Consider the following 26,858-nt stretch of genomic DNA (forward strand, 5'->3'; position numbering starts at 1 on the left):
ACCGCTACCTACGAAATGCTTACTGAGATCACCTCACTGCCCGCGACCGTCAGCCTCCTGCTGAAGCGACGCCGCCCCGATCGGCATGCGATCCCTCACTGCCAGACTGGTGTGACCCCGGACGGATGCGGATGTCCGGAACCTCCCGGCGCCCGGTCCTGGACGAGTGCTCATTCGCCTGGCGCGTGCTGCCGGAGGAAATCTCGCGCCGCGGCTTGTGCCTGACTCGCTTTCGGGCTGAGCCAGAAGCCCAGGTGATCGTCGTGTTCCATCCAGTACCGTTTCGCGCCGGGTATCCGCTCGGCTGCGAACTTCCCATGGTCGAACGGCACATCACCGTCTTGTGTGCCGTGGATCAGTAGTGCCGGGGCCGAGATCCGCTCCAGAGGCGGCTTTCCACGCCGGGCTTGCACCGCGTCGTTGTCCGTGCCCGCCCAGCGCTTCTGGTAGGGGAACGTCGTATCGAACATCGCTTTGAAGAGCTCCCGCACATGCGGCGTGTTCATGATGTGCGAGACGCGCTCCGCCCGTTGCCCGTCGGTGTAGGTGCTGGTCTCGCTCAACGTCCCCGCGACGATGGTCTCGAACGAGACCTCCGCCGTCAGCCGGGCCAGCTTCTGGCCCACCGTGTCCAGGAACGCTCTCCGCAGTGGCGAGCCCGTCCCGCCGGCAGGCCGCGGTTTGCTCACTCCGCCGATGGAGACCAGTGCCCAGATCCGATCCGGATGGCGCGCGGCGAAGGTGTAGCCCACCGGGCTTCCTGCCGAGATCGCGAGGACTCCGACTCGGTCGATGCCGAGCTCGTCCAGCAGCGCCGCGAGCAGATCCGCCTGCTCCTCGTTGGTCCGGCCGCTCTCCAGCGGCGTTCCGAGGTAGCCGGGCCGTGAGGGGCTGAGAATGCGGAACCCGTCCTTCCGCAGCCAACCGGCGAACAGCCGTCCCTGGTCGGCTCCACCGAGCCCGGCGTGAACAGACAGCAGCACGGGGCCTTCGGTGCCGTGCAGGTCGTACTCGACCGGACCGAGCCGTGTCATGGCGGTCCGCAGATCGATCCGGACATCACGGAGGATCGCCCGGCGCGGATCGGTGTCGATGCCGCCGTCCCAGAGGGCGAGCCCGGCGACTCCCAGTGCCGGCACCCCGATCAGAACAGCGAGCGTCACGCTGACGATTTTGACGGCTCTTCGTTTCCACATGGCTTCACATCCTTCGGGTATCCGGTTCGGGTTGACGGCGGCGTCTCGCGGGGAGCCGAGACGCCATCTCGTACGTGCTTCGCAAGCGTGCACTCGCCCGTTGGATGTCGTTGCTCCAGCGCTTCCAGGTAGGTGCCTGGGATGTACGTGCGTCCGGCGATCCGTGCCGACGCCGAAGTCACGCCGCTGTTTCTCGCAGCGGTGCCGTGATCCGATCGCCGAGGATGTCCGGAGCGCCGTACGCGGTGGCCTGGACAGCGGCACCCCTGTCGCCGGCAACGGTCCTGTGTGGTCGATCGATCGACGGCGGCCGAGGGTCGCCGGCACCGCAGTACCCGATGCCGGGGTGCGATGGCGGCCCGAGACGGAGCTGCCCGCCGTATCTCCGGATCAGATGAGTCGCCGAGCTCTTTCAACGGGTCTCGGGCCGGGCGAGGACGGCGATGCTGATTATCAGTGCAAAAGCAGACAAAGCGGTCAGAGTGCGGATCGTGTGGAAGAGCTCCCACCTCTGCAGGATCTCGGTGTGACCGGCCGGGGCGGAGGCGGCGGCGGCCCATCGCCTGATGTGGGCGTGCAGCGGGATGTTGCCGAAGACCGTCACCAGCAGCGAAGCCACCGTCAGGGCGCCGGCCCCGAGCGCCAGGCGCCGTGGCAGGCCGTGGCAGACGACGGCCAGGCCGAACGAGGTGAGGATCGCCAGCGCCATCGCACTCTGCATGATCGGCTCGTTGACCTCCATCATCGCGGTGTGGAAGGTCAGACGCACGTCCAGCGGGACGGTCCCGAAGGTGGGGACCACGTTGGCCGCGCCGTACCCGAAGGCTCCGGCGAGCAGCCCGGTGGCCAGCAGTGCGGCCCCGTGGACGTACCTGGCTGGGGTTCTCATGGCCGTAATCGTCGCTCGCCCGCCGACGCCGGTCGTCGCACCGCAGGAGACTTTCACCCGTACGACATCGGGAGGAGAGACGGTCTCTCTACGGCACCGGGAGTAGGCGCGCACCATGGCGCCACGCGGACGAGGAAGGTCTCATCTCGCTCGTGAAGCGCAGGGGGGTTGATCCGGGCGGGCGAGCCACGGGGTCGGTTTTCAACCCGTCGTCGACAATCGGAAGCGGCCTTCTGCGTTACCGGGTGACCAGCTGAGTGACCAACCCGTGAGCGCCGTCAGAATTTCGGCGATGACCGGTCCGCCGCGCACCTACCCGCCAGCCGGATCATGACGAGGCTCATCCGCTAACGGGTATGGGGCAACCCCAGCGGCAGGAAATCCCACAGGGCATTCAACAGCGCATCCCACCCCGTTGCCAGCATCCACCATGCGCCCACAGCGAGTACGACACCCAACAGCAGCGTCAGCACGGTCAACTTCGCCAAGGCTCGCCCGGGGGACCGGTTCGGACTCCGGAAAGTCATCACGACGCCAGCTAACCAAACAGATATGCGGCATACCAGCCCTTACGGCTATGCGCACCTGGCTCGCGACGGTGTCGAGGCAGCGCCAGGTCATGCCGGGCCCAGAGCTCACAGGACATTCACGCGGGGTCGACGGCTTCGAGGAAGAGAACATGGTCGAGGACCCGCGCTCGTTCGGTGGTTCTCGGCGGCGGGTGGAATCGGGCTGGATGTCATCCTTGGACAGTCGTTGTGAGATCGACGCGGGCGTTCCCTAGTTCCGGGGGAGCACGGTCGCCGCGATGATGACGCTGTTGACGATGGTCGCGGTGACGGTGCGCGCGACCGCTTCGGCGGCGGCCCCGGCTCCCCAGCTGCCTTGCTCGAGCTCCTTGGCGCGGGTGATCACGGAGGAGGTCCAGGGGATCTCGGGATGGAACTGGGGAAGCGTCCCGCTTCCCGAGAGCAGTGCCGCGAGTGCGGCGACACGGGGCCGCGGTTCCACACCCTCGACGAGCACGTCGCGGACGTCCTCAAGAAGCCGGGACCGGCGCCCGCTGCCGCCGTCCTCGAGGACCTTCACATCGAACAGGCCGAGCGTCCTGCGGCTCGCACGGCGGATGTCGCCGCGTTCGACGAGTCTGTCGAGCAGCGGGCCACGCATTGTCGGCCCGACCGCCGCGAGCACCGTCTGGACGCCTCGGGGCTTCTCGGAGAGGTAGTCCCAGGTGAAGCGGAGAATGTCGTCCGATGGCGGGTGATCCTCGACGGCCTCTACCCGCGTCGTCCCGCCCCAGCCGGAATCGGTTCGCACATGATCGCCGAGCCCGAGATCCGCGAGCACCGCTCCCGCGAGGGTGTAGAAGAGCGTGTTCTCACCTGCGATGGTCCCGGTGCCCGACCGGAGGCCGGAGTTCGGCTGGAACAGGAGGAGCAGGAGATCCTCCGCCAGGGTCGGGGCCCCGAGCCGTTTCGCCTCGCCGGGCGTCTCGGCCTTGCCGCCGTCGAAGGGTTGTTCAGGCTGCTGAGTCATCGGTCCTGCCTTTCGAGGGGAGGTGTGCCGGCTTCGTGACGTCGGAGGTCGAGGAACATCGGAGCGAGAAGTGGCGCCAAAGAAACGTGATCATGGTTTTTGGCGTGACGATCAGCCGGGTCCGGTGGTTCCGGTGATCAGTACGAACAGCGGCAGGCCCATGTTGTGGACGGTGTGGACGGCCACCGCGGGCCAGATCGACCCGCTGCGGCGCATCGTCTCGGCGGCGACGATGCCCACCACGAACGCCGTGGTCATGGCGATGTTGACGCCGTGGAAGAGGGCGAAGATCGCCGAACTGGACAGGACGCCGACGACGGGCCCGTAGCGCAGCAGGGCGTTGGTGACGACGCCGCGGAAGAGGAACTCCTCGCCGATGGGGGTGAGGACGGACAGGAAGGCGAAGGTCAGGATCAGGGGCAGCACGCCGCCGCCGGCCGCGTCGTGGTACGGGCCTTGGGGATCGGCGTCGAACCCGGTCAGGGTGATGACGGCGTAGTTCACCACGCCTTTGAGCACGAACGCGATCACGCCCGCGGCCGCGCCGATGCCCATCCAGCGCCAGGTGGTGCGGCGCACGCCGAAGGCGCCCCAGGAGCGGATGCGGATCAGCGCGGCCGCGGCGAAGCCGACGAGGCAGACGATGCCCGACCAGGCGGCCAGGGTCAGCCCGTACACCACCGCGTCCGACTCCAGCCCCAGCGGGCCGAGGAACGGAAGGACGGCCGTGGCGGCCGCCATCGCGAGTAGGCCGACCACGATCTCGGGCCAGCCCGGGCGCGCAGGAAAAGTGGTGCCGGCCGGGGCCGGCTGCTGCGAGTGGTCGGCATGGTCGGTCGACATGGCGGTGAACTCCTTGTTCTCTGGTCTCGAGGGGAGCCGGGCCCCGCGGGTGGCGCGTCCGGCGCGTGGCGTTCGGTAAGGGGCGCCGGTCGGCTTCCGGACGCGCCGTCAGTACGTGGCCGATGCGTTTCAGCACGTCAGACCGGGCGGAGTCGTACAGGTCCCCGCCGCGGCGAGAGTCTGCGCGGGGCTGTCTCGATTCCGGCCAAACTCATCGGAATACGGTGGAAGTCGCCGTAGGCGAGGTTCGGACGTTCGACGTCGATGACCGGTGTGGAGGACATGCCGTCGATTCCAGCAGTCGCCGTGCTCGGCGGGCAGTGCGACCACGTCACGACCTCGTCATGACATTTCCTGGCCGAACGTATGACGCAGCGTCACTGGTGGCGCCACTCCTCATGATCGATTGTAGGGTGAGGCGTTCGCTCCCATCCCCTCGGAATCCCCAGGAAGCGTCCCGTGTTACGTCGTCACCGCTCGGCCCTGCCCGCCCTGCTCGTCACCGGTCTGTACGGCACCGCGCTGACGGTCGCCGTCGTCGTCGCCCTGGTCTCTGGCGACCTCGGCCCGTTGTGGTGGCTGACACTGTTCACGACCGTGACCGAAGGCGTCGCGGTGACAGGGCAGAACCTGCTCCTCCTGGTCCTGACCGGGCTGTCCTGGGCATGGGGGATCTGGCAGATCCTGCGCGGTCCGCCGGCGGGGCCGCAGCCCCTGCAGGACCGGAACACCCTGCGGTTGCGGGTGGCGCTCTACGTCGCGACGGCCACGACGTGGCTGCTTTACGGCACCGAGTCGTGGATCTGGGCAGATGCGATGGTGGTCGTCTCTGCGGTTATGTGGGTGGTCGTGCTGCTGTTCATGCGGGTGCTGGGCGGCGACCGGCCGTACATGCGGGGCGCGGGGGTGCTGGGGTACGGCGGTTTCACCGTCATCGGCGTGCTCGACCTCGTCGGCCGGCCCGTCCCGGATGGGGTGGAGTCGATCTGCGGCCTGACCGGCCTGGCCTGGACGGTTCTGGTCCTGCGGGCCCAATGGCACGACGACCGCTGGGAGACGGCGACCGTCGCATACGGTATCGCCGCCCTGGTGGTGCCGATCTTTCTGGTGCTGGTGGCATTGCCGTTCTCGGACGAGGGAAGCGCCGCCGAGGCTCTCGGTGTGGTCTCGAGCGTCCTGATGATGATCTGGCTGGCCCGCTCCGCCCACGACCTCGCCGCCCCGCGCCACCAACCGGCCGCCCGGACCACGCCGGAGGCATGAGCCGACGAGCAGTCGCGTTGTCCGTGGCGACCGGGTGACCGTACGGGCGAGGTGGTGGCGGCCACCGCCTCGGTCGGGCCTGTCCCCGTACCGCGGTCAGGTGGATCCGCCGGCGAGAACCTTTCCACGCGGCGGCGGGGGCGGCCTCCGGTGCGACCTCGGACGGTCACCGCCGGGCGGTGACCACCCAGAGCTCTCCGCCCAGGCGGACGCCTTCGGGACCCGCGTAGGGCCGCAGCGCCTCCTCCAGAACGGTCCGGGCGGCGTCGGCCGTCATGACCGCGTCGTCGAGGATCGCACGAACGGGGCCGGTGCCGAGAAAGAAGCCGGCGGCGCTCGCGGCGTCCTGGCCGAAGAACAGGGAAACGCCGGCGGAGACCGCCGTGACCGTCCGGAATCCGGCCCCGTGGAGCACGTCCTCGATTCTCCCCCGGTCGGCGAGCGAGAACATCCCGGGTTCGCACGCGTTCGGGGAGGGCTCGGGAGGACCGGTCAGGGCGGAGATCGGAACGGTGTACCACTCGCATCGGGCCATCTGCCGGGGGCACACGAAGACGAGGCGGCCCGCGGGTTTCAGGGCGCGGCCGATATTGGCGAAGGCGGCCACGGGGTCGGCGAAGAACATGATTCCGAACTGGCTGACGGCCACGTCGAACTCGCCGTCGCCCAGGGGATGGACCTGGGCGTCCCCTTCCTCGAACCGGAGGTTGGCGAGCCCGGCTCGGGCCTGGTCCGCGCGGGCCCGTTCCAGCATCGGCCGGGAAAGGTCGAGACCCACGGCATATCCGCAGGACGCCTGGCGAGCGGCCAGGATGGTCGTCTCGCCCGCGCCGCACCCGATGTCCAGGACCTTGTCCGTTTCCTCTATCGCCGCGGCCTCGAACAACAGCCGGTGCAAGGCGGTGTTGCGGCCCGTGGTGCGGTCCGTGCTCTCGGCCCAGTGGGTTCCTTCGGGCCCGTTCCATGAATTCGCCTGTGCGGCGTTCGGGAGGGACATGAATCTCCTTTTCGTTCGTGTTGCTCGTTCGGGGCGCCGTGGTCGCCGCCCTGGCCCAGCAGGAGACCCGGCGGGAGACGTCGGATCGCGCCCGGCCGCCACGGTCCGGCCGGGGAACCACAGGCCGAGTCGTCGCGCGGTCGCGCCGCCGACCGCTCCGTACCCGCCGATGACGACGATCGACTTGCCCGCGCCGGGCCACTCCCGGTATTCGTCGGCGCCTGTGCGCATGCTGTGCCCTCGCAGTTCGGTGTCGGGAAGCGCTGAGGTTCCCAGGATCACGTGGGAGTGATATGCACACCACTGCGGATGTCTTATGGGGGACATGTGTGGCCCGCATGGCAGGCCGATCGGAGGGAGGGGCTCGCACATGCTTGATCCCTGGACGTTGCGGGTGATGGTCGAGGTGGAGGAGCGCGGGTCCTTCTCGGCGGCGGCCGAAGCCCTGTCGATGACCCAGCCGGCCGTGTCACGGCAGATCGGCGGTCTGGAGCGCAGGCTCGGCGTGTCCCTCTTCCGGCGTACCGCGCGCGGCGTCAAGGCGACGGCGGCCGGTGAGATGGTCGTCAAGCAGGCGCGGGACGTCCTGGCGCGCCTGCGGGCTCTGGAGATGCGGGTGAACGCCTTCACCGGCGCCGAGACCGGGCATCTGCGCCTGTCGGCGTTCTCCAGCGCGAACACCTGGTTGATGCCGGAGGTCATCAGGCGTTTCAGCCGATCCCACCCCGGAGTGCGGCTGAGCCTGATGCGGGAGGACGCCGCGGGGCCGGTGGCCGCGATCAAAGAGGCCCGGATCGACCTCACCTTGGTCACCGCCTGGAGTCTGTACGCGGATCCGACGGCGGCCAAGCACGACTCGTCGGCCGAGCCCCTCGATCCCGCCGATCTCACCGGAGTCGACCTGCTGCCGTTGCTGGATGAGGAGTTCCAGGTCGCCTTGCCCGCCGGCCATCGGCTGGCCCGGCTTCGCCGGGTGCCGCTGCCCGATCTGCGTGACGAGGTGTGGATCGAAGGCGGTTACCCCGACTGCCTCGGCCCGCTCCCGCAGCTCGCCGAAGCCCTGGGCCGCCCCCCTCGGATCGGGTTCTTCTGCGAGGACTGGAACGGCAGGCAGGCCCTGGTGGCGGGCGGATCCGGCGTCATGCTCATGCCCACGCCGGTGCGGGGCGCCGTACACCCGGGGGTGGTGAGGAGGCCGACCGCTCCCTCGCTCCCTTCCCGCCGGTTGTACGCGGCCTCCCTGGCGCCGCCTTTCCGCCTCCCGGCCGTGACCGCCCTGCTGGACGTGATCGCCCGCGTGAGCCGAGAGCAGATCCCGGCCTGATCCGCCGGGCAAGGGGTGGATCTCTCAGCGTCGCAGCCGGCTGCGGTACGCGGCGCTCTTGGCCCGGGCGGTGCAGGCGGGGCCGCAGTATCGGCGCGATCCGTTGCGCGTGAGGTCGACGTAGACGGCGTCGCATCGATCGGCCGAACACCGTCCGAAGCGCCCGGCCCCGTAGCCGTCCACGATCAGCGCCAGGGCGGTGGCGAACTCACCGCCCATCGCCTCCACGTAGGTGCCGCCCTGCCCGTGGAAGTGCAGGTGGAAGGGCTGACCGACGTCCTCCACCAGGTACGGCTGCGCGCCGTACCTGCGGATCATGGCGTTGATGAGCGCGGCCTGGTCCGCCGCCCGCTCCGCCAGCAGCGCCTCCCTCAGTTCCCCGGCCAGCTCGGCGAGGCGTTCCCCTGCGCCGGAATCGCCCCGAAGTGCGGTCGCGACACGCTCTCCGGCGGTGGCGGCGAACGCGGCCACCAGGTCATCGCCGCGAGGGCACGGTGTGGCGACGCCGCCCCGCCGCTGAGAGGTCGCCAGATTGACCAGTTCGGTGATCAATGGCACCTGCCGGGTGACGTTACAGGCTATTTCCACTTGACCGGTAACACCTTCTCGTGATGCGTTATGGGCTAAACAAGATTCGATGGTAACGGAGGTGTCGTGGTCACGTCCTATCGCCGCTTCCTCTCCCATCCGGGGGTCCCTTTCCTGCTCGCCGTGGAGGTGATCGCCAGGCTCAGCACTCCGATGCTTGGTCTCGCGCTGCTGCTGTCCGCCGCCGGCCAGGCCGGCACGTACGCGACGGCCGGGCTCGTCCTCACCGGACACGCCCTCTCCCTGGCCGGGTGCGCCCCCCTCGGCGGCCGCCTCGCCGACCGTCACGGCCCGCGCCGTACCCTCACGGCCTACCTCGGAGCCCATGCCGTCTCCTACGGGCTGCTCCTCGCCGCTCAACGGGCCGGGCCCGCCGCGATGGTCGGCACGGCAGTCCTGCTCGGCGCGACCACACCGCCCGTCTCGGCCGTCATCAGGGCCAACTGGCCCCGGCTCGTCCCGCCCGGCTCACTGAAGACCGCCTACGCCGTGGACAACGCCGTCAACGAGGCGATGTTCATCCTCGGCCCCCTCCTCGTCCCCGTCCTGATGCTGGCCATGCCGGCGTACGGCGTGGTCGTCACGGCGGGCGCCGCCCTGCTCATCGGCGGCGCGTTGACACTCCTCGCGCCATCCGTCCGGCAGGCCGGACCCTCGAACACGCCGGCGGCGACCGGGTCCGGGCTGACAAGACTGGCCGGGCCGCTGGCCCATCGCCCGACCCTGACCCTGCTGGTGCTGGCGGCATTCGGCACCTTCACCTTCGGCTGCCTGCGCATCGCCACCGTGGCGGCGGCCACGGCGTCCGGCGCACCGTCATCGGCCGGAGTGCTGATGGGGCTGTTGTCCGCCGGCGCGCTCGCCGGCGCGCTCGGCTTCGGAGCCCGCGACCGGCCCGTCTCCGCCAGACGACTACTCGTCGTGACCTCGGTGGCCGACGGCGCCGTCATGGCGGTCGCCGGCCAGACCCCGAACCTCCTCGTGCTGGCCGCGCTGATCACCGTGATCGGACTGGTGACAGGACCCCGTGACGCGCTCCATCCCACCCTGCTCGCCGAACACGCTCCCGCCCGCCACCGAACCGAGGTCTTCGCCTGGTTGAACACCTTCATGTGGACGGGCTACGGCCTGGGAACCGCCGTCGCGGGCTATCTGAGCGAGCCGGACACCGGCGGAGCGGCGGCGTTCACGGCCGCCTCGGTGGTCGCCCTGTCAAGCGCGATCGTCGCGGCCGTCGCCTACCGCCCGCACCACACGCCGCCGAACGAGCGGGAAACGATCCATCCTGTTCCGGGCAGCGATCGTTAGGCGTCCGATCCGTCCCAGGTCAGACCTGCTCGTGAACACCTCGCCAGGTCAAAGGCCGCTTCCGAGCAACCGGGAACGGCCTTTCGCGTTGCTGGGTGACCGACTGAGTGACCAGCCCCGCCACTGGCGGTCGCCGCCTCCTCCATCGCGAGTTCGTTCAACTCGTCGAAGGCCATCACGTGCGGGTCGCGGCTCGACGCGTCAGCCGGCGCGATCGAGGCGGACGCCGTCGTCGTACGACTCGCGGGCGTCGAGCAACTCGTCCCAGTGCTCCTGCGTCCAGGCGCAGGCGATCGCCATCGGCCCGAGCATGCTGTGGCCGAGTGGGGTCAGCTCGTACTCGACGCGCGGGGAAGCGCCGGCGTGGGCGGTGCGCTTGACCAGCCCGTCCCGTTCGAGGGAACGCAGTGACCGGGTGAGGACCTTGGGAGTGACGCGGCTCAGCGGCACGCGCAGTTCGGAGAACCGGCGCGGCCCGTGTTCGAGGCAGCGGATGACGAGAGCCGCCCACTTGTCGCCGAAGCGGATCGGATTGAGCGAGGACGGGCACAGCTCGTCGAACATGTCGGCGGGCAGAGGTTCCCTCATGGCCTCACGATAGCCGGTATCCCAGCGGTAACCGCAGCCCTCGATAGCGTCCGCGAAGTGGCCGGGCGGATGGGACCCGGCCCCGGTGAAAGGTGGTCCACCATGAACATCGTGGTCTTCGGCGCGGGTGGCAGAGCCGGTAGGCAGGTCGTCGCCGAGGCGCACCGGCGCGGGCACCGGGTCACCGCCGTGGTGCGTGACCCCGCGGGCCACGGCGACCTGGCCGACGTACGGGTGGTGGCGGGCGACGTAACGGACGGGACGAGCGTCGCGGATGCGGCCGCGGGGCATGACGCGGCCGTCAGCGCCGCCGCGGACCTGTCGGTGCCGCCTCACGAGTTCTTCACCGCGTCGGCTCGCGCCCTGACCGGCGGGCTGGCGAAGGCGGGCGTGCGCCGGCTGGCGGTGGTCGGCCTCGCGTCGATCATGCCTGGGGCGTCGGGTGCTCCCCTGATGGACGAGCCCGGTTACCCCGACGAGTACCGCGACTTCTATCTCGGCCACGCGGCGGGACTCGCCGTGCTCCAGGGCTGCGACCTGGACTGGACGTACGTCGCGCCGGCCGGCGACTTCGACCATGCCGGCACGCGCACCGGCCGGTACCGGATCGCCGATCACGCGGATCCGGCCAGCAGGATCACCTACGCGGATTTCGCGATGGCGCTGCTCGACGAGATCGAGGCCCCCCGCCACCACCGCGCCGCCGTCAGCATCAGGGAAGCGTGATGCCCGAGATCCACGACAGCCCGGATCCCTGGATCGCCGAGCACATCCGTCGTTTCCGGGAGACCGGCGGCCGGCCACGGCCCGGCGTGAACGATCTGCTGCTGACGACCCGGGGCCGGAGAACCGGCGAACTGCGCCGCACCGCGCTGGTCTACGGGCTCGACGGCGAGCGCTACGTCCTGGTGGCCTCCAACCGTGGCGCGGACCGCCATCCGGCCTGGTATCTGAACCTGCTCGCCGATCCGTGTGTCACCGTGCAGGTCGTTACGGAGACCTTCGCCGCGCGAGCGCGTCCCGCCGCGGCCGCGGAGCGCCCGCCTCTGTGGAGCCTGATGATCTCGGCGAGACCGGAGTACGCGGCCTACCAGGAGCGGACCGCCCGTGAGATCCCCGTGGTTCTCCTGGAACGCCGGTGACGACCGGGCACAGTGCTTCCGGGACGCTCCGGGTGGCGGCCGTTGTCCGACCATGGGCGGGTGCCGCGTGATCCGGTGAGGCGATACCGTCCCATCATGGAATGGGCCGGCTGGCGGCGCGGTGGAAGGGACGTCACCGACGCGGTGGTGGCGGTCGCCGTGGCGCTGCTCATCAGATACGCCATCGTCGATCCGCCGGGGTCGTCGTCACCGTGGCCCGCGTGGTCGGCATGGCCGGTGGCGGCGGTCCTGAGCTTTCCGATCGCCGTCCGGCGGCGTCGGCCGTGGGCCATGCTCGCCGTCGCGTGCGCCGCGGGCACGGGGGTGACCGTGGCCGGCGCCGTCGCGGCGGGCGCGATCTGGCTGACTTTCGTGCCGACCGTGCTCGTGCTGTACCTGGTGGCCACCACCGTCTCGATCGCCTGGTCGGCGGCGGGCCTAGCGGCCTGCCTGTCCGCCGCGGTGACCGCGATCCTGATCTTCTACGCGCAGGTGTTCCCCGGTCTCGAGCGCGCGGCGACGCCCAGCGAGATGCCGGCGGCCTGGCCGATCGAGATCGGTACGATCGGTGTGCTCCTGACCGTCGCCTGGGCCGTCGGAACGGCCGTGCGCTGGAAGCGGGACACGACCGCCCGCCTTGTCCGCCACCTCGCCGACGCCGCGGTGACCGACGAGCGCAGGCGCATCGCCAGGGAACTGCACGACGTCATCGGCCACAGCATGAGCCTGATCGCCGTCAAGGCCACCGTCGCCAACCACGTCGCCGACGCCCGCCCGCAGGAGGTGCGCGCCGCGCTGGCCGTCATCGAGCAGACCAGCCGCAGCACGCTCGCCGAGATCCACCGGGTGCTCGACCTGCTGCGTTCCGACGGTGATCCCCAGCAGGACCCCGTGCCCGCGCCCGGCGTGGCGGACCTGCCCGAGCTGGCCGCCCACGCCCGCTCGGCCGGAGTCGAGGTGGAGCTGACCGTCCGCGAGGAGGCCGGCCTGCCCGCCGCGGTCGCGATGTCGGTGTACCGGATCGTGCAGCAGGCCCTGACCAACGTCGTCACCCACGTGGGGCCGACCCGCTGCGCGGTCACCGTGGACGTCGGCGGGCGGGAGGCCGTGATCGAGGTCGTCGACGACGGTCCCCGCCACGGCCGGCCGCCGCGCGCGGTCCACGGCGGACACGGTGGCCACGGCCTGATCGGCATGCGGGAACGGACCAAGCTGTACGGAGGCACGTTCGACGCGGGGCCCCGGCCCGAAGGAGGCTTTCGCGTGTCGGCTCGACTGCCCTACGCCCCGGACGGCACCGCGGCATGAGCACTGACGGCATGAGCACTGACGGCATGAGCACTGACGGCATGAGCACTGACGGCATGAGCACTGACGACATGAGTATCGACGACATGAGCACTGACGGCATGAGTACTGACGACATGAGTACTGACGACATGAGCACTGACGGCATGAGCACTGACGGCATGAGTACCGGCGCCGCATCGCACGACTCGTCCCCGCCGGTCCGGGTCCTGCTCGCCGAGGACCAGGTCCTGATCCGCGACAGCTTCAAGATTCTCATCGACGCCACACCGGGGCTGGCCGCCGTGGGCGAGGCCGGCACCGGCACCGAGGCCGTGCTCCTGGCCCGCCGGCATCGGCCGGACGTCGTCCTCATGGACATACGGATGCCGGACATGGACGGCATCGAGGCGACCCGGCGTATCTGCGCGGACCCTGACTGTGCCGGTGTGCGCGTACTGATCCTCACCACGTTCGACCAGGACGAATACGTGTACGCGTCGCTGCGGGCGGGTGCGAGCGGCTTCCTGCTCAAGAGCGCCACGGCGGCCGAGCTGCTGGCCGCCATCCGGGTCGTCGCCTCCGGTGAGGCGCTGCTCGCGCCCACCGTCACCCGCCGGCTCATCACCGAGTTCCTGCAGGACCCTCGTCCCGCCCAGGTCGTACGGGACCTCGACGACGTCACCCCGCGCGAGCGCGAGGTGCTCGCCCTCATCGGCAAGGGGATGTCCAACGCCGAGATCGCCGAGCACCTGCATCTCACCGTCGGCACGGTCAAGACCCACATCGGCCGCCTTCTGGCCAAACTGCGGGCCCGGGACCGGGCCCAGCTCGTCATCGCCGCCTACGAAGGCGGGCTCGTCACCAATCCGCACGGCCGCCGGTGACCGGTCCGCCCTTCCCCGGACGAGGGCCCGCCTTCGCGCGTTCGTCGGCTCTGTCGCCGCTCCTGGGGCGGTCGGCTTCGGGGCCGGAGCGGGATCCGCTTTCGGAGCGGATCGAAGCCTGCTCGCCCGCAGCCCTGCCGCTTGATCGGCTTCACTCGCGTGTTCCGTCTTTCGGTCTGGACCGAGTTCCAGGGAAGTCTTTCGGCCTGGCCGCAGTTCCAGGGAAGTGACATGCCGGCTCAGCGGCGTACCACCGGTCCGGATCGTCATCCTCTCGGGCCGAAGGCCGTCATGAGGACGTGCACGCCGATGAGGACGGCGACCCAGATCATGGCGCGCCTGGTCGGCGGGGGGCCGCCACGCAGCAGCGAGACGCCCAGGGGGATGAAGGCGAGGCAGAGGCCGCCCACGGCGATGAAGGACTGTGGCTCGGTGCCTTTGAGCGTCCCGAGCGCGAGCGCCGACATCAGGCCGAGCGCGATCGAACGGCCCAGCCCCAGGGCGCCGGAGCGGTAGGCGCCGATGGCCAGCACGACCCAGCCGAAGAAGGCCGGCCCGGACATGGACCTGAACGGGTGCCAGACCGTGTCCCGCCATGCCAGGTAGTAGCCGTCGATGCCGGTGAGCATGGTCTGCAGGCCGAGGGTGTCGGTCAGGTGAAAGGCCAGGTGATCGGTGCCGAACTGGAAGGTCCGGGTGAACAGGCCGACGATCACCAGGCAACCGCCCCAGATTCCCCACAGCGGGTTGGTGGCGGCGATCCTCTGCGCCAGTGTCATGACCGCCGGCCACAGCAGCACGAACCCGCCGGCGAAACAGACGTAGGCGGCGGTGATGAGGGCGGGATGCTGGGTGTAGGCGGTGAGCTGGTAAGGGACGAAGTAGTAGAACGGGGAGCGCAGGAGAGTCCCGGCCATGATCAGGGTGGGGCCGCCGATCAGCGAGATGGCGCTCACCCATCGGCCGGGAAACGGGGGTTGGCGGTTCAGGTTGGCGGTGGCGTTGGCGGCCCGCCGGTCCGCGCCGGTCTGCCGCCATCGCGTGACGCGCCCGCGAAGATCAGTGCTCATGGATTGCTGCCCGTCCTGTCCGTGTCGGTGCGCCCGGACCGGTATGTCCGGGCACACCGAAATGGTGAGGGACGACGCGGGGGGCGCGCGTCTGGCTCGGGTCGCATCTTGGTGGGCGGGCACGAGCAGGTGGTGCGACCCCAGACGGATGCGCATATCTGACCGTGGGCAGATGCCGAGTGATCCGTCGAGGCGATGACCTCTCTGACCGTGGGCAGATGCCGAGTGATCCGCCGTGGCGATGACTTCGCGTCGTGGAGTTGCGGCGGGCCCATGTCGTAGCGGACGTCGGCACCCGCGGTGAGTTCGGCCGGGCGCCGTACCGTGTCCGGGTCGCGGAGCAGTTCGGTGAACAGCCGGGCCGGTCCCGGGGCGGAGCCGAACTCCCTGAGATCCTCCGGCGGCGACGGCTTCCGGCCGGCCGAGCCTGGGGGCGGAGATCTCGTTCGCGTGGGGAAACCCAAGCCGTCACCCTGCGGGCAGGACAACCATCGGGCGGGAGCCGATTCCCGGCCGCAACGCTACGGACCGGGTCGGAAACCGAGTTCGCTCTGCTCAGAGCAGATCTGCCGCAGGCAGATCGTGTCGACGCCGATCCGGATCGCCCCACATGATGGGCGCATGGGCGAAGAATCGAAACTTCCACTGTTCGACGCGCGGGTGAGACGTCAGCTTTACGATGGGCGCGTTCTCGTTCTCGACGGTCCTCTCGATGACGACAACGGGACATTGCTCGCCACGCAATTGATAGCACTCGCCACGCAGGACGAGTCGGCCGACATCGCATTGTGGATTCACTCCCCGGGCGGCTCGGTTCCGTCGATGCTTGCGATCCGTGACATCATTCGGCTCATTCCCTGTGATGTATCGACCCTCGCGATGGGCATCGCCTACAGCGCAGGGCAGTTCCTGCTCTCGTCGGGCACCCGGGGGAAGCGCCGCGCCCTGCCGCACGCGCGTGTCCTGATGCACCAGGGCTCGGCCGGAATCGGTGGCACCGCGGTCGACATCGAGCTGCAGGCCGACGACCTCCGGCATACTCGTGACACGGTGCTCGGCCTCATCTCCGATGACACGGGTCAGCCTGTAGAGCGCGTATTCGAGGATTCCCTGCATGATCGCTGGTATACGGCGCAAGAGGCGCTGGACTACGGCTTCATAGACGCGATCGTCCAGAGCTTCGACGAGATAGCGCCACACGACCGCCTGCGGTCCGGATTCGGCGTCACCGAAGGAGCCGGACGGTGACCACGTACACGATTCCCAACGTCATCGCCCAGAATCCTCGCGGTGAGCGGATCATGGATGTCTACTCACATCTTCTCACCGAGCGAATCGTCTATCTGGGGACCGCAATCGACGCGGGCGTCGCGAACGCGCTCGTCGCGCAATTCATTTTTCTGGAGTCGGAGAGCCCCGATGCCACCATACAGTTCTATATCAACTGTGAAGGCGGGGACCCGAGTGCGATGCTCGCGATATATGACACCATGCGCTATATCCGCCCGCGGGTTGAGACAACCTGCGTTGGACAGGCCGTCGCGGTGGGTGCGGTCCTTCTCGCCGCGGGCGCCGAGGGAAAACGTGCCGCTCTCCCGCACGCACGGGTGATCCTGCACCAGCCGGCTGCTCAGGGGCGCGGAACGATCCCCGATCTCATCTTGCAAGCCGACGAGGTCGTACGTGTCCGAGCGGACATCGAGCGCATACTGTCACGGCACACGGGCCAGACCGTCGAGACCCTACGCGCCGACACCGACCACGATCGCGTGTTCACCGCGACCGCGGCCTTGGAGTACGGGCTCCTCGATCAGATCATCGAGGAGCGTTCACCGGCTCGTGGATGATCCAGGCAGGCCGCGCTACGCGGCCAGAGCATACGCCGCCGAGCAGGTGGCGCCTCTCGACGTGCTGCTCTGAGCGGACCGCAGGCTCGTGCTGCTCTGAGCGGACCGCAGGCTCGTGCTGCTCTGAGTGGACCGCAGGCTCTCGGCGACGGCGAGGGTCAGATCGACCAGGGTGACATCCAGCGCGCCGGCGACCGCAGCGATCATTTCGCTCGATGGCTCTTTGACGCCTCGTTCCATCTCGGAGAGATACTGCGGCGAGACGCCGGCGCGACGCGCCGTCTCGCTCAACTTCTCGCCCCGCTCGTGACGAAGACCTCTGAGACGCTCACCGAGCACGTGCCGCCACAATGGCTCGCGAGCCGGAGACGACGTGGGATCGGTCCGATCGATCGCCGGCCGTAGCGGCGGGACAGAGGAGGCCATACCTCACCATAGGTAGATGGCGCGTTCGAGTTTTGCCGACTTCGCGCAGAGCGGAACCGTCTCCGGCTCCTCCGTCCCGCCCTCGGGGGCGGTGAGGATCGCAGCTCATACAGACGTGACCCGGATCAGAGGCCGTTCCCGAGAGATCGTCGCCTGGGGCGCAGCTGCTCCAGGGGCCGTCGGCGGCAGTGGTGATGCGGCTGATCTGCCGGTCGGTGTGGCCAGGCATTCCGGCGATGAGCGTCCGGCCTACGCGATAGGGCGATCAAGCTCGATCAAGCCGAAGCCGAGCTGGCTGTACAGCTCCAGCTGGTCGTAGTACTCCCGTTGCGCAATGATCACACCGTTGGCGACGTGGTACGCGCATGAAGCACGGATGGTGATGCGACGTCCGGTTCCTTCCACCTCACGCCCCCCAGGTATGAGGAGGGGTCCCATGTGGGTGCCGGTAACCGTCCATTCCGTGACCACGGGATCGCCGTCGGCGACCTCGAGCCACGCCGTCTTGTGAAAGTCCGGGAAGGCTTTGAAGAACTGCTCGTAGAACCAGGCGATCTGCTCCTGTCCTTCTGCCATGCCCATTGGTGAGATGAGAACAGCGTCCGGACTGTAGTACTGGAGCAATTGATACAGATCGTGAGCATTGATCGCTTCGGTCAACCGGTCTTTGAGCTCCCAGGGTTCAGGCATGGAAGTGGCCCTTCGATGATGCGGGACGAGGCGTCGGGCTCGCCGATGCCTTCGAAGTCATCGGGATGACAGATGTTTCATCGGGATGACAGATGTTTCGGTGCTCGGGCGGCGTCGAGTCGGGGCCGAAGCCTCGACGGCGCCCCTCCAACGTTACTCAGCATCGCGTCAGGCGCTGATCTCGATGGCGTTGTACGGACACCACGGAAAGTTTCGCTGTTTCTCGACAAACCCATGACAATGCCAACAATGTAAAAGTTTAGAAATTACCCTGGCTTCCCCGGGTCATGTCGATGTAATTGATTTAACAAGAATCAGCGATTATTTTATAAATTTTCCCCCGCGAGCTGCGTTGTCCGAGGTGTGACCTCCGACTGCGCGCCGCTCTTCCGGTGATCCTCGTGGTCGCCGGTCTCACACCACCGGGGTGTTGTGAGACCGCGCTGCCGGGCCGAAAACGGCCGCGGCCCGTGTGGGTCGACCGGCCCGTGTGGGTCGATCGGCCCGTGTGGGTCGACCGGCCCCGGAAGAATCCCGCCGGAGCTTCGCGAGAGCATTATCCGGTCGTACTACGGTCATGCTTCATCGTGCGCACACACCGTTTGGCGGCTTCTGCCTACTTTGCCATCACCCTCGGTTCGATCATCCTCCAGGACTGGGCGACCTGCGTGACGGCGAAGGCGCTGCGCTCGGCCCCGCCACCCCTGCGACGCAAAGGCTGGGACGCGGTGGTCGAGGCGGACATCGTCAGCGAATCGGGTCACCTGTTGATGGAGACGCTGTCGGCGAGCAAGGTGCGCTTCCCCGATCTCGCGCGCGGCGGTCCCGGCCGCTACCGGCTGCGCCTGTACACGCGTCCCGGCGTGGATCTCATTCTCGTCTATCCGGCCCGGAGAGCGGCGTAGCGACGGCCGGCCGGTTACGAGCGTGACGCCGGTTCCGCGGCCGCCTCTCGGCAGAGGAGCGATCCACGGCCTCGAGTGTGGCGACGGTGTGGAGGTATGGGGCAGGTAGCGTGCAAACCATCGTACGGATGAGGCATCACCCCTAACGTCGCAAGATATGCAGACAGTGGATGTACTGGTCGTGGGTGCGGGTCTGGCCGGTCTGCGCACAGCCCGCCTGCTCGCGCGACGGGGACTGAGCGTGATGGTGGTCGACCGCCGCAGGTCGCTGTCTGCGGGCATCCGCACGACAGGGATCTTCGTGCGCCGCACCCTCGACGACTTCGACGTGCCGGATCACCTGCTCGGGCCGGGGATCCGGGACGTACTGCTGTATCCGCCGTCGCGGCGGGCGCCGATCCGGCTCACCAGCGACCGGGACGAGTACCGCGTGGCCGACATGGCGGCCGTCTACGAGCACGAGCACCGTGCGGCGGAGTCGGCCGGGGCACGGGTCCTCCTGGGCGTACGGTACGTCGGCACGTCGATGGGTTTCGTGCGGTTCGCGGATGCGGAACCGGTGACGGCCCGGTTCGTCGTCGGCGCGGACGGCGCCCGCTCCCGGGTGGCCCGTGATCTCGGCCTCGACGTCAACCGGCGCTTCCTCACCGGTGCCGAGATCGTCCACCCGATCGCGTCGGGCACGACCACCCCGGCGTTCCACTGCGTGCTGGACCCCCGGATCGCGCCGGGGTACCTGGGCTGGGTCGTCGACGACGGCCGGCACGCGCACATCGGCGTCGCGGGGTATCCGAACGCGATGCGCACCGGCATCCGCCACCTGCTGGACGCCTTCGCCGCGGACGCGCCTGGCAGCACACCGCCGGCCGGACCGGTCGAGCGCCGGGGTGGTCCGATCCCGGTCGGCGGTGTGCTGCGGCGGTTGGCGTGCCCCGCCGGACTGCTCGTCGGAGACGCGGCGGGCGCGGTGTCGCCGCTGACGGCCGGTGGGCTGGACCCCTGCCTGCGCATGTCCGAGCTGGCCGCGGCGGTCACCGCCGGGTACCTGCGTACTGGCGACCGGCGCATGCTCAGCCGGTACGACGGGAACGCGTTGCGGACCCGGTTCCGGGGCCGGCTGTTGCTGCGCCGCGTGTTCGCCGGCATCCGATCCCCCGCCGCGGCGGAGGCGGCGGTGGCCGCGCTGCGCGGTCGTGCCGGTCGTGCCCTGGCGGCGCGGATCCTGTTCGGCGACGGATCGTTTCCCGAAGTCAGCTCACAGCTCGCGGACCTGGCGATCGACCGCCCTCACCGGTGACGCCGGCCGGCTCACCTGTGACAGAGCGGGCGCGGGCGCACGGATTCCGCGCGGTGGTCGTCCGCTGACGTACGCGCCTTTCGCGCGGCGGACGTGCGCGCCTTTCGCGCGGCGGACGCCGAGGCCGGAACCATGCCGGTCTGATCCGCTTCCACGCACGTCATGGTCCTTCGTGCCAGGTTCCGTCTCGCGCGAACCACGGCCCAGGACGGTCTGGACCGCCGGTTTCACCGGACAGCACACGGTCGACCGCCGCCACGAGCAGTCGCGCCCTGTCGGTGCCGGTGGGCCCCACGCGCGTCCTGCCGGTCTTCCCGGCCCGGTTGTCCCGATCGATGCGACTCAGAATCGCGTCCCCGAATTCCTCCGGTGTCCGCAAGCCGCCCAGGACCTCCGCACGGACGTCCTCGTCGAGAAAGTCGTCCCTGGCGATGACGGGTAGTCCCGCGAGGGCGGCCTCCCACACCGTGATTCCCTGTGTCTCCGTGACGGAGGCGGTGGCGAAGACGTCGACCCGGCGGTAGAGGTCCGACAGCGTCCGGCGCTCCACGGGGCCCACCACGAGCAGGTTCGCTCCCAGACGCAGCCGCGCCGCACGCAGCCGAAGCCATGTTTTCGGGTCTTCGCACGGGCCCACAAGGATGAGAGCCGCTCGTGGCCGGCGCTCCACAACGTGCCCGAACGCCTCCACGAGGAAATCGATCCCCTTCTCCCGGCTCAGCCGGCCGACATAGACGATGCGGCTTCCCTCCGAAGTGGCTTCGATGGACTCGACCAGCCCCTCCGGCGGTGTTCCTCCCCTCAACTCCGATTCCTCGACGCCGGTGGGCAGCACGAAAACAGGCCGCTCGGCTCCCAGGCCCTTCAGGTAGGAAGCGGTTCCGGCGGACGGGGCGACCACCAGGTCAGCGGCATCGGCCACGTACGCGAGGATTTCCCGGATAACGCCTGACCCGCCGGCGCGGGCTGCCTTCCTCGTCAAGTCGCGGCATGACCGAACACCTCCTCCCCTCAGAACGATGTATGCGGGAAGTATGAACAGCCACGCCAGCCGATACCTGTTGAGGTAGGACTCGAAATCCGTATGCCAGGAGAGCGCGACAGGCGATTCCAGCCGGTGCGATGCGCGCAGGGACGCCACCCCGAGAGAGCCGATGGTCTGGACGGAGATGAAATCCGGTTCGAAAACGCGAATGATTCTGGCGATGCTTTTCGCGGAGGCCAGGGAGAGCGGATACCCGTCCAGCGGCGTCCTGAACGACGACACGCGCCACCGCTGCGTGCCCGTCCCGTCCACCCCGTACTCCGAGCGCCGCCCCGGAAAAACCACTCCCACGTCGTGGCCGGCGGAGACAAGGCCGTGAATCAGGGATTCGACGGAGACCGCCACCCCGTCCATCCTCGGCGAAAAAGAATCCGTAACGATGAGGACGCGCATTCCAGGCTCCAGTTGATGCGAAGCATCCGCATGTCGCCCCGTCCAGGACGGTGATCGTCGATTCTACAATGCGTAAAGGCGGATCATGCATTCTTCCCATGCGTATTCGAAACCCTTGGGGCACGAGCGGCGGTACCGGTCCACGGCGAACGGTCTCGACGGCAGGCGACGGCCTGGATCATGAGGGCGCTTGACGCGGCGTTCGGCTGTAGCGAAAGACCCACTTCTTCAGCCTTTGAGTCGCGCGGCCGCACGGCGGTGGTGGGCGGGGCTTGAGTCTCAAGCCGCTTGAGACCCCATAGTGACGGCATGGACGACAACGAGCTGTATCCGATCGGGGACGTGGCACGCCGGACCGGTCTGAGCGTCAGCGCCATCCGGTACTACTCCGACGCCGGGGTCATCGCCCCCACGCATGTGACCGAGGTGGGCTACCGCCTGTACGACGTCCGGGCGATCGCCCGGCTGGAGCTCATCCGCACCCTTCGCGACCTGGACGCCGGCCTGGACGACATCCGCCAGCTGCTCGACGGCGAGACGTCACTGCATGATCTCCTGGTGACACACCTGGAGCTCGTCGAGCGCCAAGAGCGTGACCTCCGGGCCAGACGGGCCGTGCTGAGGACCCTTGTCAAGCAGGGTGGCACGGCCGCGCAGGCGGCCCTGATGCACAGGCTCGTCTCGATGCCCGATGAGGAGCGCGAGCGGCTCGTCGACGATTTCTGGAACGAGGTCGGCGAAGACCTCGACGTACCCTCCGGTTTCGTCGAGCGGTTGCGGACGATGCGACCGCGGCTGCCGGAGGACCCCGCCGCCGCCCAGCTCGAAGCCTGGATCGAGCTGGCCGACCAGGTACGGGGCGAGGAGTTCCGCGGCGCGGTCCGCTCCTATCTCCGGGACACCTACGGCACGTTCCCGGGACGGCGCCTGGCCGCCGCGCCGGTGTGGGACTTCATCCACCGGGAGGGGGCGAAGGTCGGGGAGGAGATCGTGGAGGCGTATCGTTCCGGGCTGCCGGCGGACTCCCCCCGGGCACAGGAACTGGTCGTCCGCATGGCGAACGCGACCGCCGAGGTCTTCGGCGGGCAGGCCACGGCCGAGTCACGGGACCGACTGGCCGCGGCCTTCCTCCTCGTCGAGAAGGCCCAACGCGAGGATTCCCAGGAGGAGGCCCGGTACGACGCCACTCATGGCAGGTACCTGTCCCTGGTGGCCGTGATCAACGGGACACCGCCCGATACGGGCGAGGAGGGTGCCGCGCTCTTCAGGTGGATCGCGGCGGCCCTTCGTGCCTCGGCCCGGCCCGCCGTCCGCGACGAAGCTTGAGCACCTCCACGCGGCGCCTCGGGCGGATCGCGCGGAACCCGGCGGCCGGGTCGATCGCAGGCCGGCACGCTCCCGGCCGGAAGCGGCGCGGACGCCGTCGTCGTGGTCTCGCCGGACTAGCCCTTGTCCATGAACAGGGCTTCGAGCACACGGGGGCCGCCGTCGAATTCCTGCACGGTCACCACGATGTCCCGGTCGCCGACCTTCTTGCCCACTCCCGCGACGCAAAGATCTGCGCAATGCTCTATGGGCTGAGGCAGGTCGGCCCATCCGGCGGAATGAAATTTCTTCAGCGCCGCCCTGGGAGACACGCCGGGATCCAGGTCATAGGTTATCCACGCTCCTCCCTCCAGTACGGAGTCGCAGCCGCTACCCGCCTCGAGCGTCGACCGCACGTGTGGCGCCAGCAGCGGCCCTGTTTCCTCCGCGAGCCGGTTGCTCTCGCGTCTGTCCTTTTCGTAGCACTCCTCCTGTGCTCGGAGGAACGCGGTGTCGTCGTGATCTCCACATCCAGCACCGACCGCCGCTGTGACGGCCAGAAGCAATGCCAGGCCGATCTTCATTCGGCACCCTTTCGACATGAATGATCGAGGGATGTGGACGTCGTCGCACCGGCGACGGCTATATGCCCGGATGCGAAGATCATAGGTGGACGAACGCGGCGGAACCACATCCCGTTCGATCGCCTTGGTCGGGCGGGATCCCCTCGTTTCCCGGTCGGTGCGGCCGTCGGCGAAGGACCGTCAGGTCGTCAACGGATCACCCTCGCCCGGCACGCCGGTGAACCGGTCGCGGAAACGAACCTGGAATTCGCGGCCGAGGTGTTGTGCGGCACCCCGTACCACCGCGGCCTGCCGTCAACCCGCCCATCGACGAGAGCGCGGTCGGCGGGCTGCCGGACATGTTCGTGGCCACTTGACCTCGACTCCGGTTGAGGTTGGAGACTTCTCTGCGCCGGTGTACGGGTGGGCCGAGTGCGGGGGAGCGATTGACATGCGGGTGGTGCAGGCGACGCGTTTCGGAAGTCCGGAGGTGCTGGTCCCGGGCGAGCTGCCGGATCCGGTCGCCGGGCCGGGCCAGGTGGTGGTCGACGTGTCCGTCGCGGGCATCACGTTCGTCGAGACGCAGATCCGGCGTGGTGTCGACAAGTGGCACGACAGGCCCGCACTGCCGTACGTGCCGGGCGGTACGGTGGCCGGCCGGGTGGCTTCGACCGGGGAGGGCGTGGACCCGAGCTGGTCCGGGCGGCGCGTCATCGCCGATGTCGGGGAGACAGGCGGCTTCGCCGAGCGTGCGGTGGCCGTCGTGGAGAACCTGATCCCGGTGCCGGAAGGGCTGGGGCTGCCCGAGGCCGTCGCCCTGCACACCGACGGCGGCACCGCGCTGGGTCTGGTCGAGGGAGCCCGGATTCGTCCCGGGGAGTGGGTGCTGGTCGAGGCGGCGGGTGGCGGCGTCGGCAGCCTGCTGGTGCAGCTGGCCCGGGCGGCCGGTGCCAGGGTCGTCGGGGCCGCGCGCGGCGCGCGGAAGCTGGACCTGGCCCGCGACCTGGGCGCGGAGGCCGTGGTCGACTACTCCGATCCGGACTGGACGAAGCGGGTACGTGAGGCGACCGGTGGTCCGGGCCCCGACGTGGTGTTCGACGGGGTCGGCGGGGAGATCGGCCAGGCCGCGTTCGAGGCGACGGCGGACGGCGGCCGTTTCTCCGTCCACGGTGCTTCCAGCGGAGAGGTCACGGTGATCGATCCCGCTCGGGCCCGGCGACACGGAGTCGAGGTGATCGGGATCGAGCAGCTCTTCGGCTTCGGGCCGAAGATGCGGCACTGGGCCGAGCAGGTGATGTCGGAAACGGTGGCGGGCCGGATCCGGCCGATCATCGGCCAGACCTTCCCCCTGGAACACGCCGCGGACGCGCATGCCGCGATCGAGTCGCGCAGTGCCCTGGGGAAGACTCTGCTCCTGATCTGACGGTGTTCCAGGACGGTGGGCCAGGACTGGGCCAGGACGGCGTTCCGGGGCGCCGCCCTGTCGTCGCGGTACCGGGGCGAGGGAACGCCGCTCGCGTCCCTCCGCGCCGACCGCGTCGTGCCGTGACCGGGCTCGCGCCGACCGCGTCGTGCCGTGACCGGGCTCATGTCCCGCCGCGTCCTGCCGTGACCGGGCTCGTGTCCCGCCGCGTCCTGCCGTGACCGGGGAGACCCGTACGCTGCCCGCCCTCGCGACGGGACCGGTCGAGACGCCGTTCTCATGTGCGGGCCGACCGGTCCCGGTTTCCGCGCCCGTCGCACCGTCGCGGGCCGGCGGCTCCGTCCGATCCGGTGCGACGGGTGGTCACCCCAGGTGGATCGGGGTCACGCGCGCAACGCGGGGCTAGCGCTGGATGGCCTTGAGCTCGGTGAACTCCTCCACGCCCGCGCGGCCCATCTCGCGTCCGTTGCCGGACTGCTTGTATCCGCCGAACGGGGCGAGCGGGTTGAACCGGGCGCCGTTGATGTACACCTGCCCGACCCGCAGCCGCCCGGCGATCCGCAGGGCGTGCTCGTCCTCGCCGAACACGGCGGCGTTGAGGCCGTAGATCGTGTTGTTGGCGATCTCGACCGCGTGGTCCTCGTCGTCGTAGGGGATGACAGACAGCACGGGCCCGAAGATCTCCTCCTGCGCGATCACCGAGTCCGGGTCGACGTTCGCGAAGATGGTCGGCCGGATGTACGCGCCGTGCTCCAGGCCGGGGATCCGGCCGGGGCCGCCGGCGACGAGGGTCGCCCCGTCCGCGATGCCGCGTTCGATGTAGCCGTTGACGCGGCTCCACTGCCGCTCCGACGCCAGGGGGCCGAGCCGGGTGGCCTCGTCGGTGGGGTCTCCGACGGTGTAGGCCTTCGCCGCCGTGACGAGCATCCGCACGATCTCGTCATGCCGGGCCGCCGGGACGAGCATGCGGGTCCACGCTCCGCAGGCCTGACCGTTGTTGGTCCAGGCGTAGACGAGCGTCTCGTCGACCGCGTGGTCCAGGTCGGCGTCCTCGAGCACGAGGTTGGCGGACTTGCCGCCCAGCTCGAGTCCGACCCGCTTGACCGTGGCCGAGGCGACGACCGAGACGCGTTTGCCCACCTCCGTGGAACCGGTGAACGAGACCATGTCCACGTCAGGATGGGCGGCGATCGCCTCGCCGACGACGGGTCCGGATCCGTAGACCACGTTGAACACGCCCGCGGGCATTCCCGCGGCGCTCGCGGCCTCGGCGAACAGCCGCGCCGTCAGGGGGGCGAACTCGGCGGGTTTGAGCACGACGGTGTTCCCGGCCAGCAGCGCGGGCGCGATCTTCGTCATGATCTGCTGGAGCGGGAAGTTCCACGGGGTGATCGCGCCGACGACACCGACGGGCTCGCGGACGACGATGGAGTTGCCGATCTCCTCGGTCCAGGGGAACCCGTCCGCGAGGCCGGCCGTCGCGGACGCGACCGCGACGGGGAAACCCGCGTGGCCGAGGCGGGCCAGGGTGATCGGGGCGCCCATCTCGGCGGTCACGGCCTGCGCGATCTCCTCGTTGCGCGCGGACAGCTCGTCGGCCAGCCGCTGGATGATCGAAGCCCGCTGTGCCGGTTCGGTCGCCGCCCATCCGGGAGAGGCGGCCCGCGCCGCCGCGACGGCGCGGTCGACGTCGGCCGCGGTGCCGGCCGGGATCGTCGCGACGACGTCGCCGGTGGCGGGGTTGACGACGTCGATGGTGGCGCCGCTCGCGTCGACGATCGCGCCGTCGATCCAGTGACCGGTCACGCTCAGGTGCTCATGTGTGGGTGTCATGGCCTCAACGATTCACCGCGTGGAGGACGACATCCAGGTCGAGACGATCCGCGGATAACGAGGAAGACCCTGGTCAGGGCAGGGACACGTTGTCCGTGGACACAGGTGGCACGGATGCCGTCGCGAAGCGCGAGGCTTGTCCGGTGGTTCGGCGGGCCGGCCGGGAAACGCCGGCCGGACGACCTCGGAACGGCCTGCCACCGCGTACCG

The 26,858-nt window shown here is 69.3% G+C and carries 27 protein-coding genes; 13 read left to right on the top strand and 14 right to left on the bottom strand.

Annotated features, from left to right (window positions below; genetic code table 11):
• Positions 1 to 170 precede the first annotated feature (170 nt).
• From AB0F88_RS18215 to AB0F88_RS18235, 5 genes are all read right to left on the bottom strand, one after another.
• Positions 171 to 1,163 carry an alpha/beta hydrolase gene (locus AB0F88_RS18215; protein WP_362684686.1) on the bottom strand — a complete coding sequence of 331 codons (993 nt, stop codon included), beginning with the start codon at positions 1,161 to 1,163 and terminating at the stop codon, positions 171 to 173.
• Positions 1,164 to 1,608: 445 nt separating this feature from the next.
• On the bottom strand, positions 1,609 to 2,085 hold the full coding sequence (locus AB0F88_RS18220; protein ID WP_362684689.1) for a DUF1772 domain-containing protein: 477 nt from the start codon (positions 2,083 to 2,085) through the stop codon (positions 1,609 to 1,611).
• 347 nt (positions 2,086 to 2,432) lie between these two features.
• A complete protein-coding gene (locus tag AB0F88_RS18225; protein ID WP_362684692.1) occupies positions 2,433 to 2,558 on the bottom strand; it encodes a hypothetical protein in 126 nt (41 codons plus the stop codon).
• A gap of 307 nt (positions 2,559 to 2,865) precedes the next feature.
• Positions 2,866 to 3,624, bottom strand: a complete 759-nt coding sequence (locus AB0F88_RS18230; RefSeq protein WP_362684695.1) for a GPP34 family phosphoprotein — start codon at positions 3,622 to 3,624, stop codon at positions 2,866 to 2,868.
• Between the two features lie 111 nt (positions 3,625 to 3,735).
• Positions 3,736 to 4,467, bottom strand: coding sequence for a type II CAAX endopeptidase family protein (locus AB0F88_RS18235; protein WP_362684698.1), 732 nt, complete (start codon positions 4,465 to 4,467; stop codon positions 3,736 to 3,738).
• 459 nt (positions 4,468 to 4,926) lie between these two features.
• Here AB0F88_RS18235 and AB0F88_RS18240 point away from each other — a divergent pair, with 459 nt between their 5' ends.
• The gene (locus tag AB0F88_RS18240; protein ID WP_362684701.1) at positions 4,927 to 5,730 is read left to right on the top strand and encodes a hypothetical protein; all 804 of its coding nucleotides are present in this window, start codon (positions 4,927 to 4,929) and stop codon (positions 5,728 to 5,730) included.
• 166 nt (positions 5,731 to 5,896) lie between these two features.
• Here AB0F88_RS18240 and AB0F88_RS18245 read toward each other — a convergent pair whose 3' ends face one another.
• On the bottom strand, positions 5,897 to 6,727 hold the full coding sequence (locus AB0F88_RS18245; RefSeq protein WP_362684703.1) for a class I SAM-dependent methyltransferase: 831 nt from the start codon (positions 6,725 to 6,727) through the stop codon (positions 5,897 to 5,899).
• A 370-nt stretch (positions 6,728 to 7,097) separates the two neighbouring features.
• Between AB0F88_RS18245 and AB0F88_RS18250 the strand changes: the two genes are divergently transcribed.
• A complete protein-coding gene (locus AB0F88_RS18250) occupies positions 7,098 to 8,051 on the top strand; it encodes a LysR family transcriptional regulator (RefSeq protein WP_362684706.1) in 954 nt (317 codons plus the stop codon).
• 24 nt (positions 8,052 to 8,075) lie between these two features.
• Here AB0F88_RS18250 and AB0F88_RS18255 read toward each other — a convergent pair whose 3' ends face one another.
• Positions 8,076 to 8,609, bottom strand: coding sequence for a CGNR zinc finger domain-containing protein (locus AB0F88_RS18255; protein WP_362684709.1), 534 nt, complete (start codon positions 8,607 to 8,609; stop codon positions 8,076 to 8,078).
• 96 nt (positions 8,610 to 8,705) lie between these two features.
• Here AB0F88_RS18255 and AB0F88_RS18260 point away from each other — a divergent pair, with 96 nt between their 5' ends.
• Entirely contained in the window at positions 8,706 to 9,947 is a 1,242-nt protein-coding gene (locus AB0F88_RS18260) for an MFS transporter (RefSeq protein WP_362684712.1), read from the top strand.
• 201 nt (positions 9,948 to 10,148) lie between these two features.
• Here AB0F88_RS18260 and AB0F88_RS18265 read toward each other — a convergent pair whose 3' ends face one another.
• On the bottom strand, positions 10,149 to 10,535 hold the full coding sequence (locus AB0F88_RS18265; RefSeq protein WP_362684715.1) for a helix-turn-helix domain-containing protein: 387 nt from the start codon (positions 10,533 to 10,535) through the stop codon (positions 10,149 to 10,151).
• A 102-nt stretch (positions 10,536 to 10,637) separates the two neighbouring features.
• On the opposite strand from AB0F88_RS18265, the gene AB0F88_RS18270 reads away from it, so the two are divergent.
• The 4 genes from AB0F88_RS18270 to AB0F88_RS18285 all read left to right on the top strand — a co-directional run bounded on the left by AB0F88_RS18270 (position 10,638) and on the right by AB0F88_RS18285 (position 13,851).
• On the top strand, positions 10,638 to 11,261 hold the full coding sequence (locus tag AB0F88_RS18270; protein WP_362684718.1) for an NAD(P)H-binding protein: 624 nt from the start codon (positions 10,638 to 10,640) through the stop codon (positions 11,259 to 11,261).
• The gene (locus AB0F88_RS18275; protein ID WP_362684721.1) at positions 11,261 to 11,677 is read left to right on the top strand and encodes a nitroreductase/quinone reductase family protein; all 417 of its coding nucleotides are present in this window, start codon (positions 11,261 to 11,263) and stop codon (positions 11,675 to 11,677) included. The genes AB0F88_RS18270 and AB0F88_RS18275 overlap by 1 nt, the downstream gene beginning before the upstream one ends.
• A gap of 96 nt (positions 11,678 to 11,773) precedes the next feature.
• Positions 11,774 to 12,985 carry a histidine kinase gene (locus tag AB0F88_RS18280; protein WP_362684724.1) on the top strand — a complete coding sequence of 404 codons (1,212 nt, stop codon included), beginning with the start codon at positions 11,774 to 11,776 and terminating at the stop codon, positions 12,983 to 12,985.
• 146 nt (positions 12,986 to 13,131) lie between these two features.
• Positions 13,132 to 13,851 (top strand): response regulator transcription factor, encoded by a 720-nt coding sequence (locus tag AB0F88_RS18285; RefSeq protein WP_362685581.1) that lies wholly within the window; start codon positions 13,132 to 13,134, stop codon positions 13,849 to 13,851.
• Between the two features lie 266 nt (positions 13,852 to 14,117).
• Here the strand turns inward: AB0F88_RS18285 and AB0F88_RS18290 are convergent, their stop codons facing one another.
• On the bottom strand, positions 14,118 to 14,921 hold the full coding sequence (locus AB0F88_RS18290) for a hypothetical protein (protein ID WP_362684727.1): 804 nt from the start codon (positions 14,919 to 14,921) through the stop codon (positions 14,118 to 14,120).
• 621 nt (positions 14,922 to 15,542) lie between these two features.
• Between AB0F88_RS18290 and AB0F88_RS18295 the strand changes: the two genes are divergently transcribed.
• On the top strand, positions 15,543 to 16,169 hold the full coding sequence (locus tag AB0F88_RS18295) for an ATP-dependent Clp protease proteolytic subunit (protein ID WP_362684730.1): 627 nt from the start codon (positions 15,543 to 15,545) through the stop codon (positions 16,167 to 16,169).
• A complete protein-coding gene (locus AB0F88_RS18300; protein ID WP_362684733.1) occupies positions 16,166 to 16,768 on the top strand; it encodes an ATP-dependent Clp protease proteolytic subunit in 603 nt (200 codons plus the stop codon). Before AB0F88_RS18295 ends, AB0F88_RS18300 begins: the two co-directional genes overlap by 4 nt.
• A gap of 15 nt (positions 16,769 to 16,783) precedes the next feature.
• Here AB0F88_RS18300 and AB0F88_RS18305 read toward each other — a convergent pair whose 3' ends face one another.
• Both AB0F88_RS18305 and AB0F88_RS18310 read right to left on the bottom strand, forming a co-directional pair.
• Positions 16,784 to 17,107: a helix-turn-helix transcriptional regulator gene (locus tag AB0F88_RS18305; protein ID WP_362684736.1), complete on the bottom strand. Its 324-nt coding sequence runs from the start codon at positions 17,105 to 17,107 to the stop codon at positions 16,784 to 16,786.
• A gap of 336 nt (positions 17,108 to 17,443) precedes the next feature.
• Entirely contained in the window at positions 17,444 to 17,884 is a 441-nt protein-coding gene (locus AB0F88_RS18310; protein WP_362684739.1) for an ester cyclase, read from the bottom strand.
• A gap of 587 nt (positions 17,885 to 18,471) precedes the next feature.
• Here AB0F88_RS18310 and AB0F88_RS18315 point away from each other — a divergent pair.
• Both AB0F88_RS18315 and AB0F88_RS18320 read left to right on the top strand, forming a co-directional pair.
• Entirely contained in the window at positions 18,472 to 18,789 is a 318-nt protein-coding gene (locus AB0F88_RS18315) for a hypothetical protein (protein WP_362684742.1), read from the top strand.
• Positions 18,790 to 18,946: 157 nt separating this feature from the next.
• On the top strand, positions 18,947 to 20,086 hold the full coding sequence (locus tag AB0F88_RS18320) for an NAD(P)/FAD-dependent oxidoreductase (RefSeq protein ID WP_362684745.1): 1,140 nt from the start codon (positions 18,947 to 18,949) through the stop codon (positions 20,084 to 20,086).
• A 160-nt stretch (positions 20,087 to 20,246) separates the two neighbouring features.
• Here AB0F88_RS18320 and AB0F88_RS18325 read toward each other — a convergent pair whose 3' ends face one another.
• On the bottom strand, positions 20,247 to 21,524 hold the full coding sequence (locus tag AB0F88_RS18325) for a glycosyltransferase (RefSeq protein ID WP_362684748.1): 1,278 nt from the start codon (positions 21,522 to 21,524) through the stop codon (positions 20,247 to 20,249).
• A gap of 309 nt (positions 21,525 to 21,833) precedes the next feature.
• Here AB0F88_RS18325 and AB0F88_RS18330 point away from each other — a divergent pair, with 309 nt between their 5' ends.
• Positions 21,834 to 22,850 (top strand): MerR family transcriptional regulator, encoded by a 1,017-nt coding sequence (locus tag AB0F88_RS18330; RefSeq protein WP_362684751.1) that lies wholly within the window; start codon positions 21,834 to 21,836, stop codon positions 22,848 to 22,850.
• Positions 22,851 to 22,966: 116 nt separating this feature from the next.
• On the opposite strand, the gene AB0F88_RS18335 is transcribed toward AB0F88_RS18330, so the two are convergent.
• Positions 22,967 to 23,413 carry a hypothetical protein gene (locus AB0F88_RS18335; RefSeq protein WP_362684754.1) on the bottom strand — a complete coding sequence of 149 codons (447 nt, stop codon included), beginning with the start codon at positions 23,411 to 23,413 and terminating at the stop codon, positions 22,967 to 22,969.
• A gap of 430 nt (positions 23,414 to 23,843) precedes the next feature.
• Between AB0F88_RS18335 and AB0F88_RS18340 the strand changes: the two genes are divergently transcribed.
• Positions 23,844 to 24,815, top strand: coding sequence for a zinc-binding dehydrogenase (locus tag AB0F88_RS18340; protein ID WP_362684757.1), 972 nt, complete (start codon positions 23,844 to 23,846; stop codon positions 24,813 to 24,815).
• Between the two features lie 402 nt (positions 24,816 to 25,217).
• On the opposite strand, the gene AB0F88_RS18345 is transcribed toward AB0F88_RS18340, so the two are convergent.
• Entirely contained in the window at positions 25,218 to 26,648 is a 1,431-nt protein-coding gene (locus tag AB0F88_RS18345; protein ID WP_362684759.1) for an aldehyde dehydrogenase family protein, read from the bottom strand.
• Between the last annotated feature and the right edge of the window lie 210 nt (positions 26,649 to 26,858).

This window comes from Streptosporangium sp. NPDC023963 (assembly GCF_040639135.1).
Lineage (GTDB): Bacteria > Actinomycetota > Actinomycetes > Streptosporangiales > Streptosporangiaceae > Streptosporangium.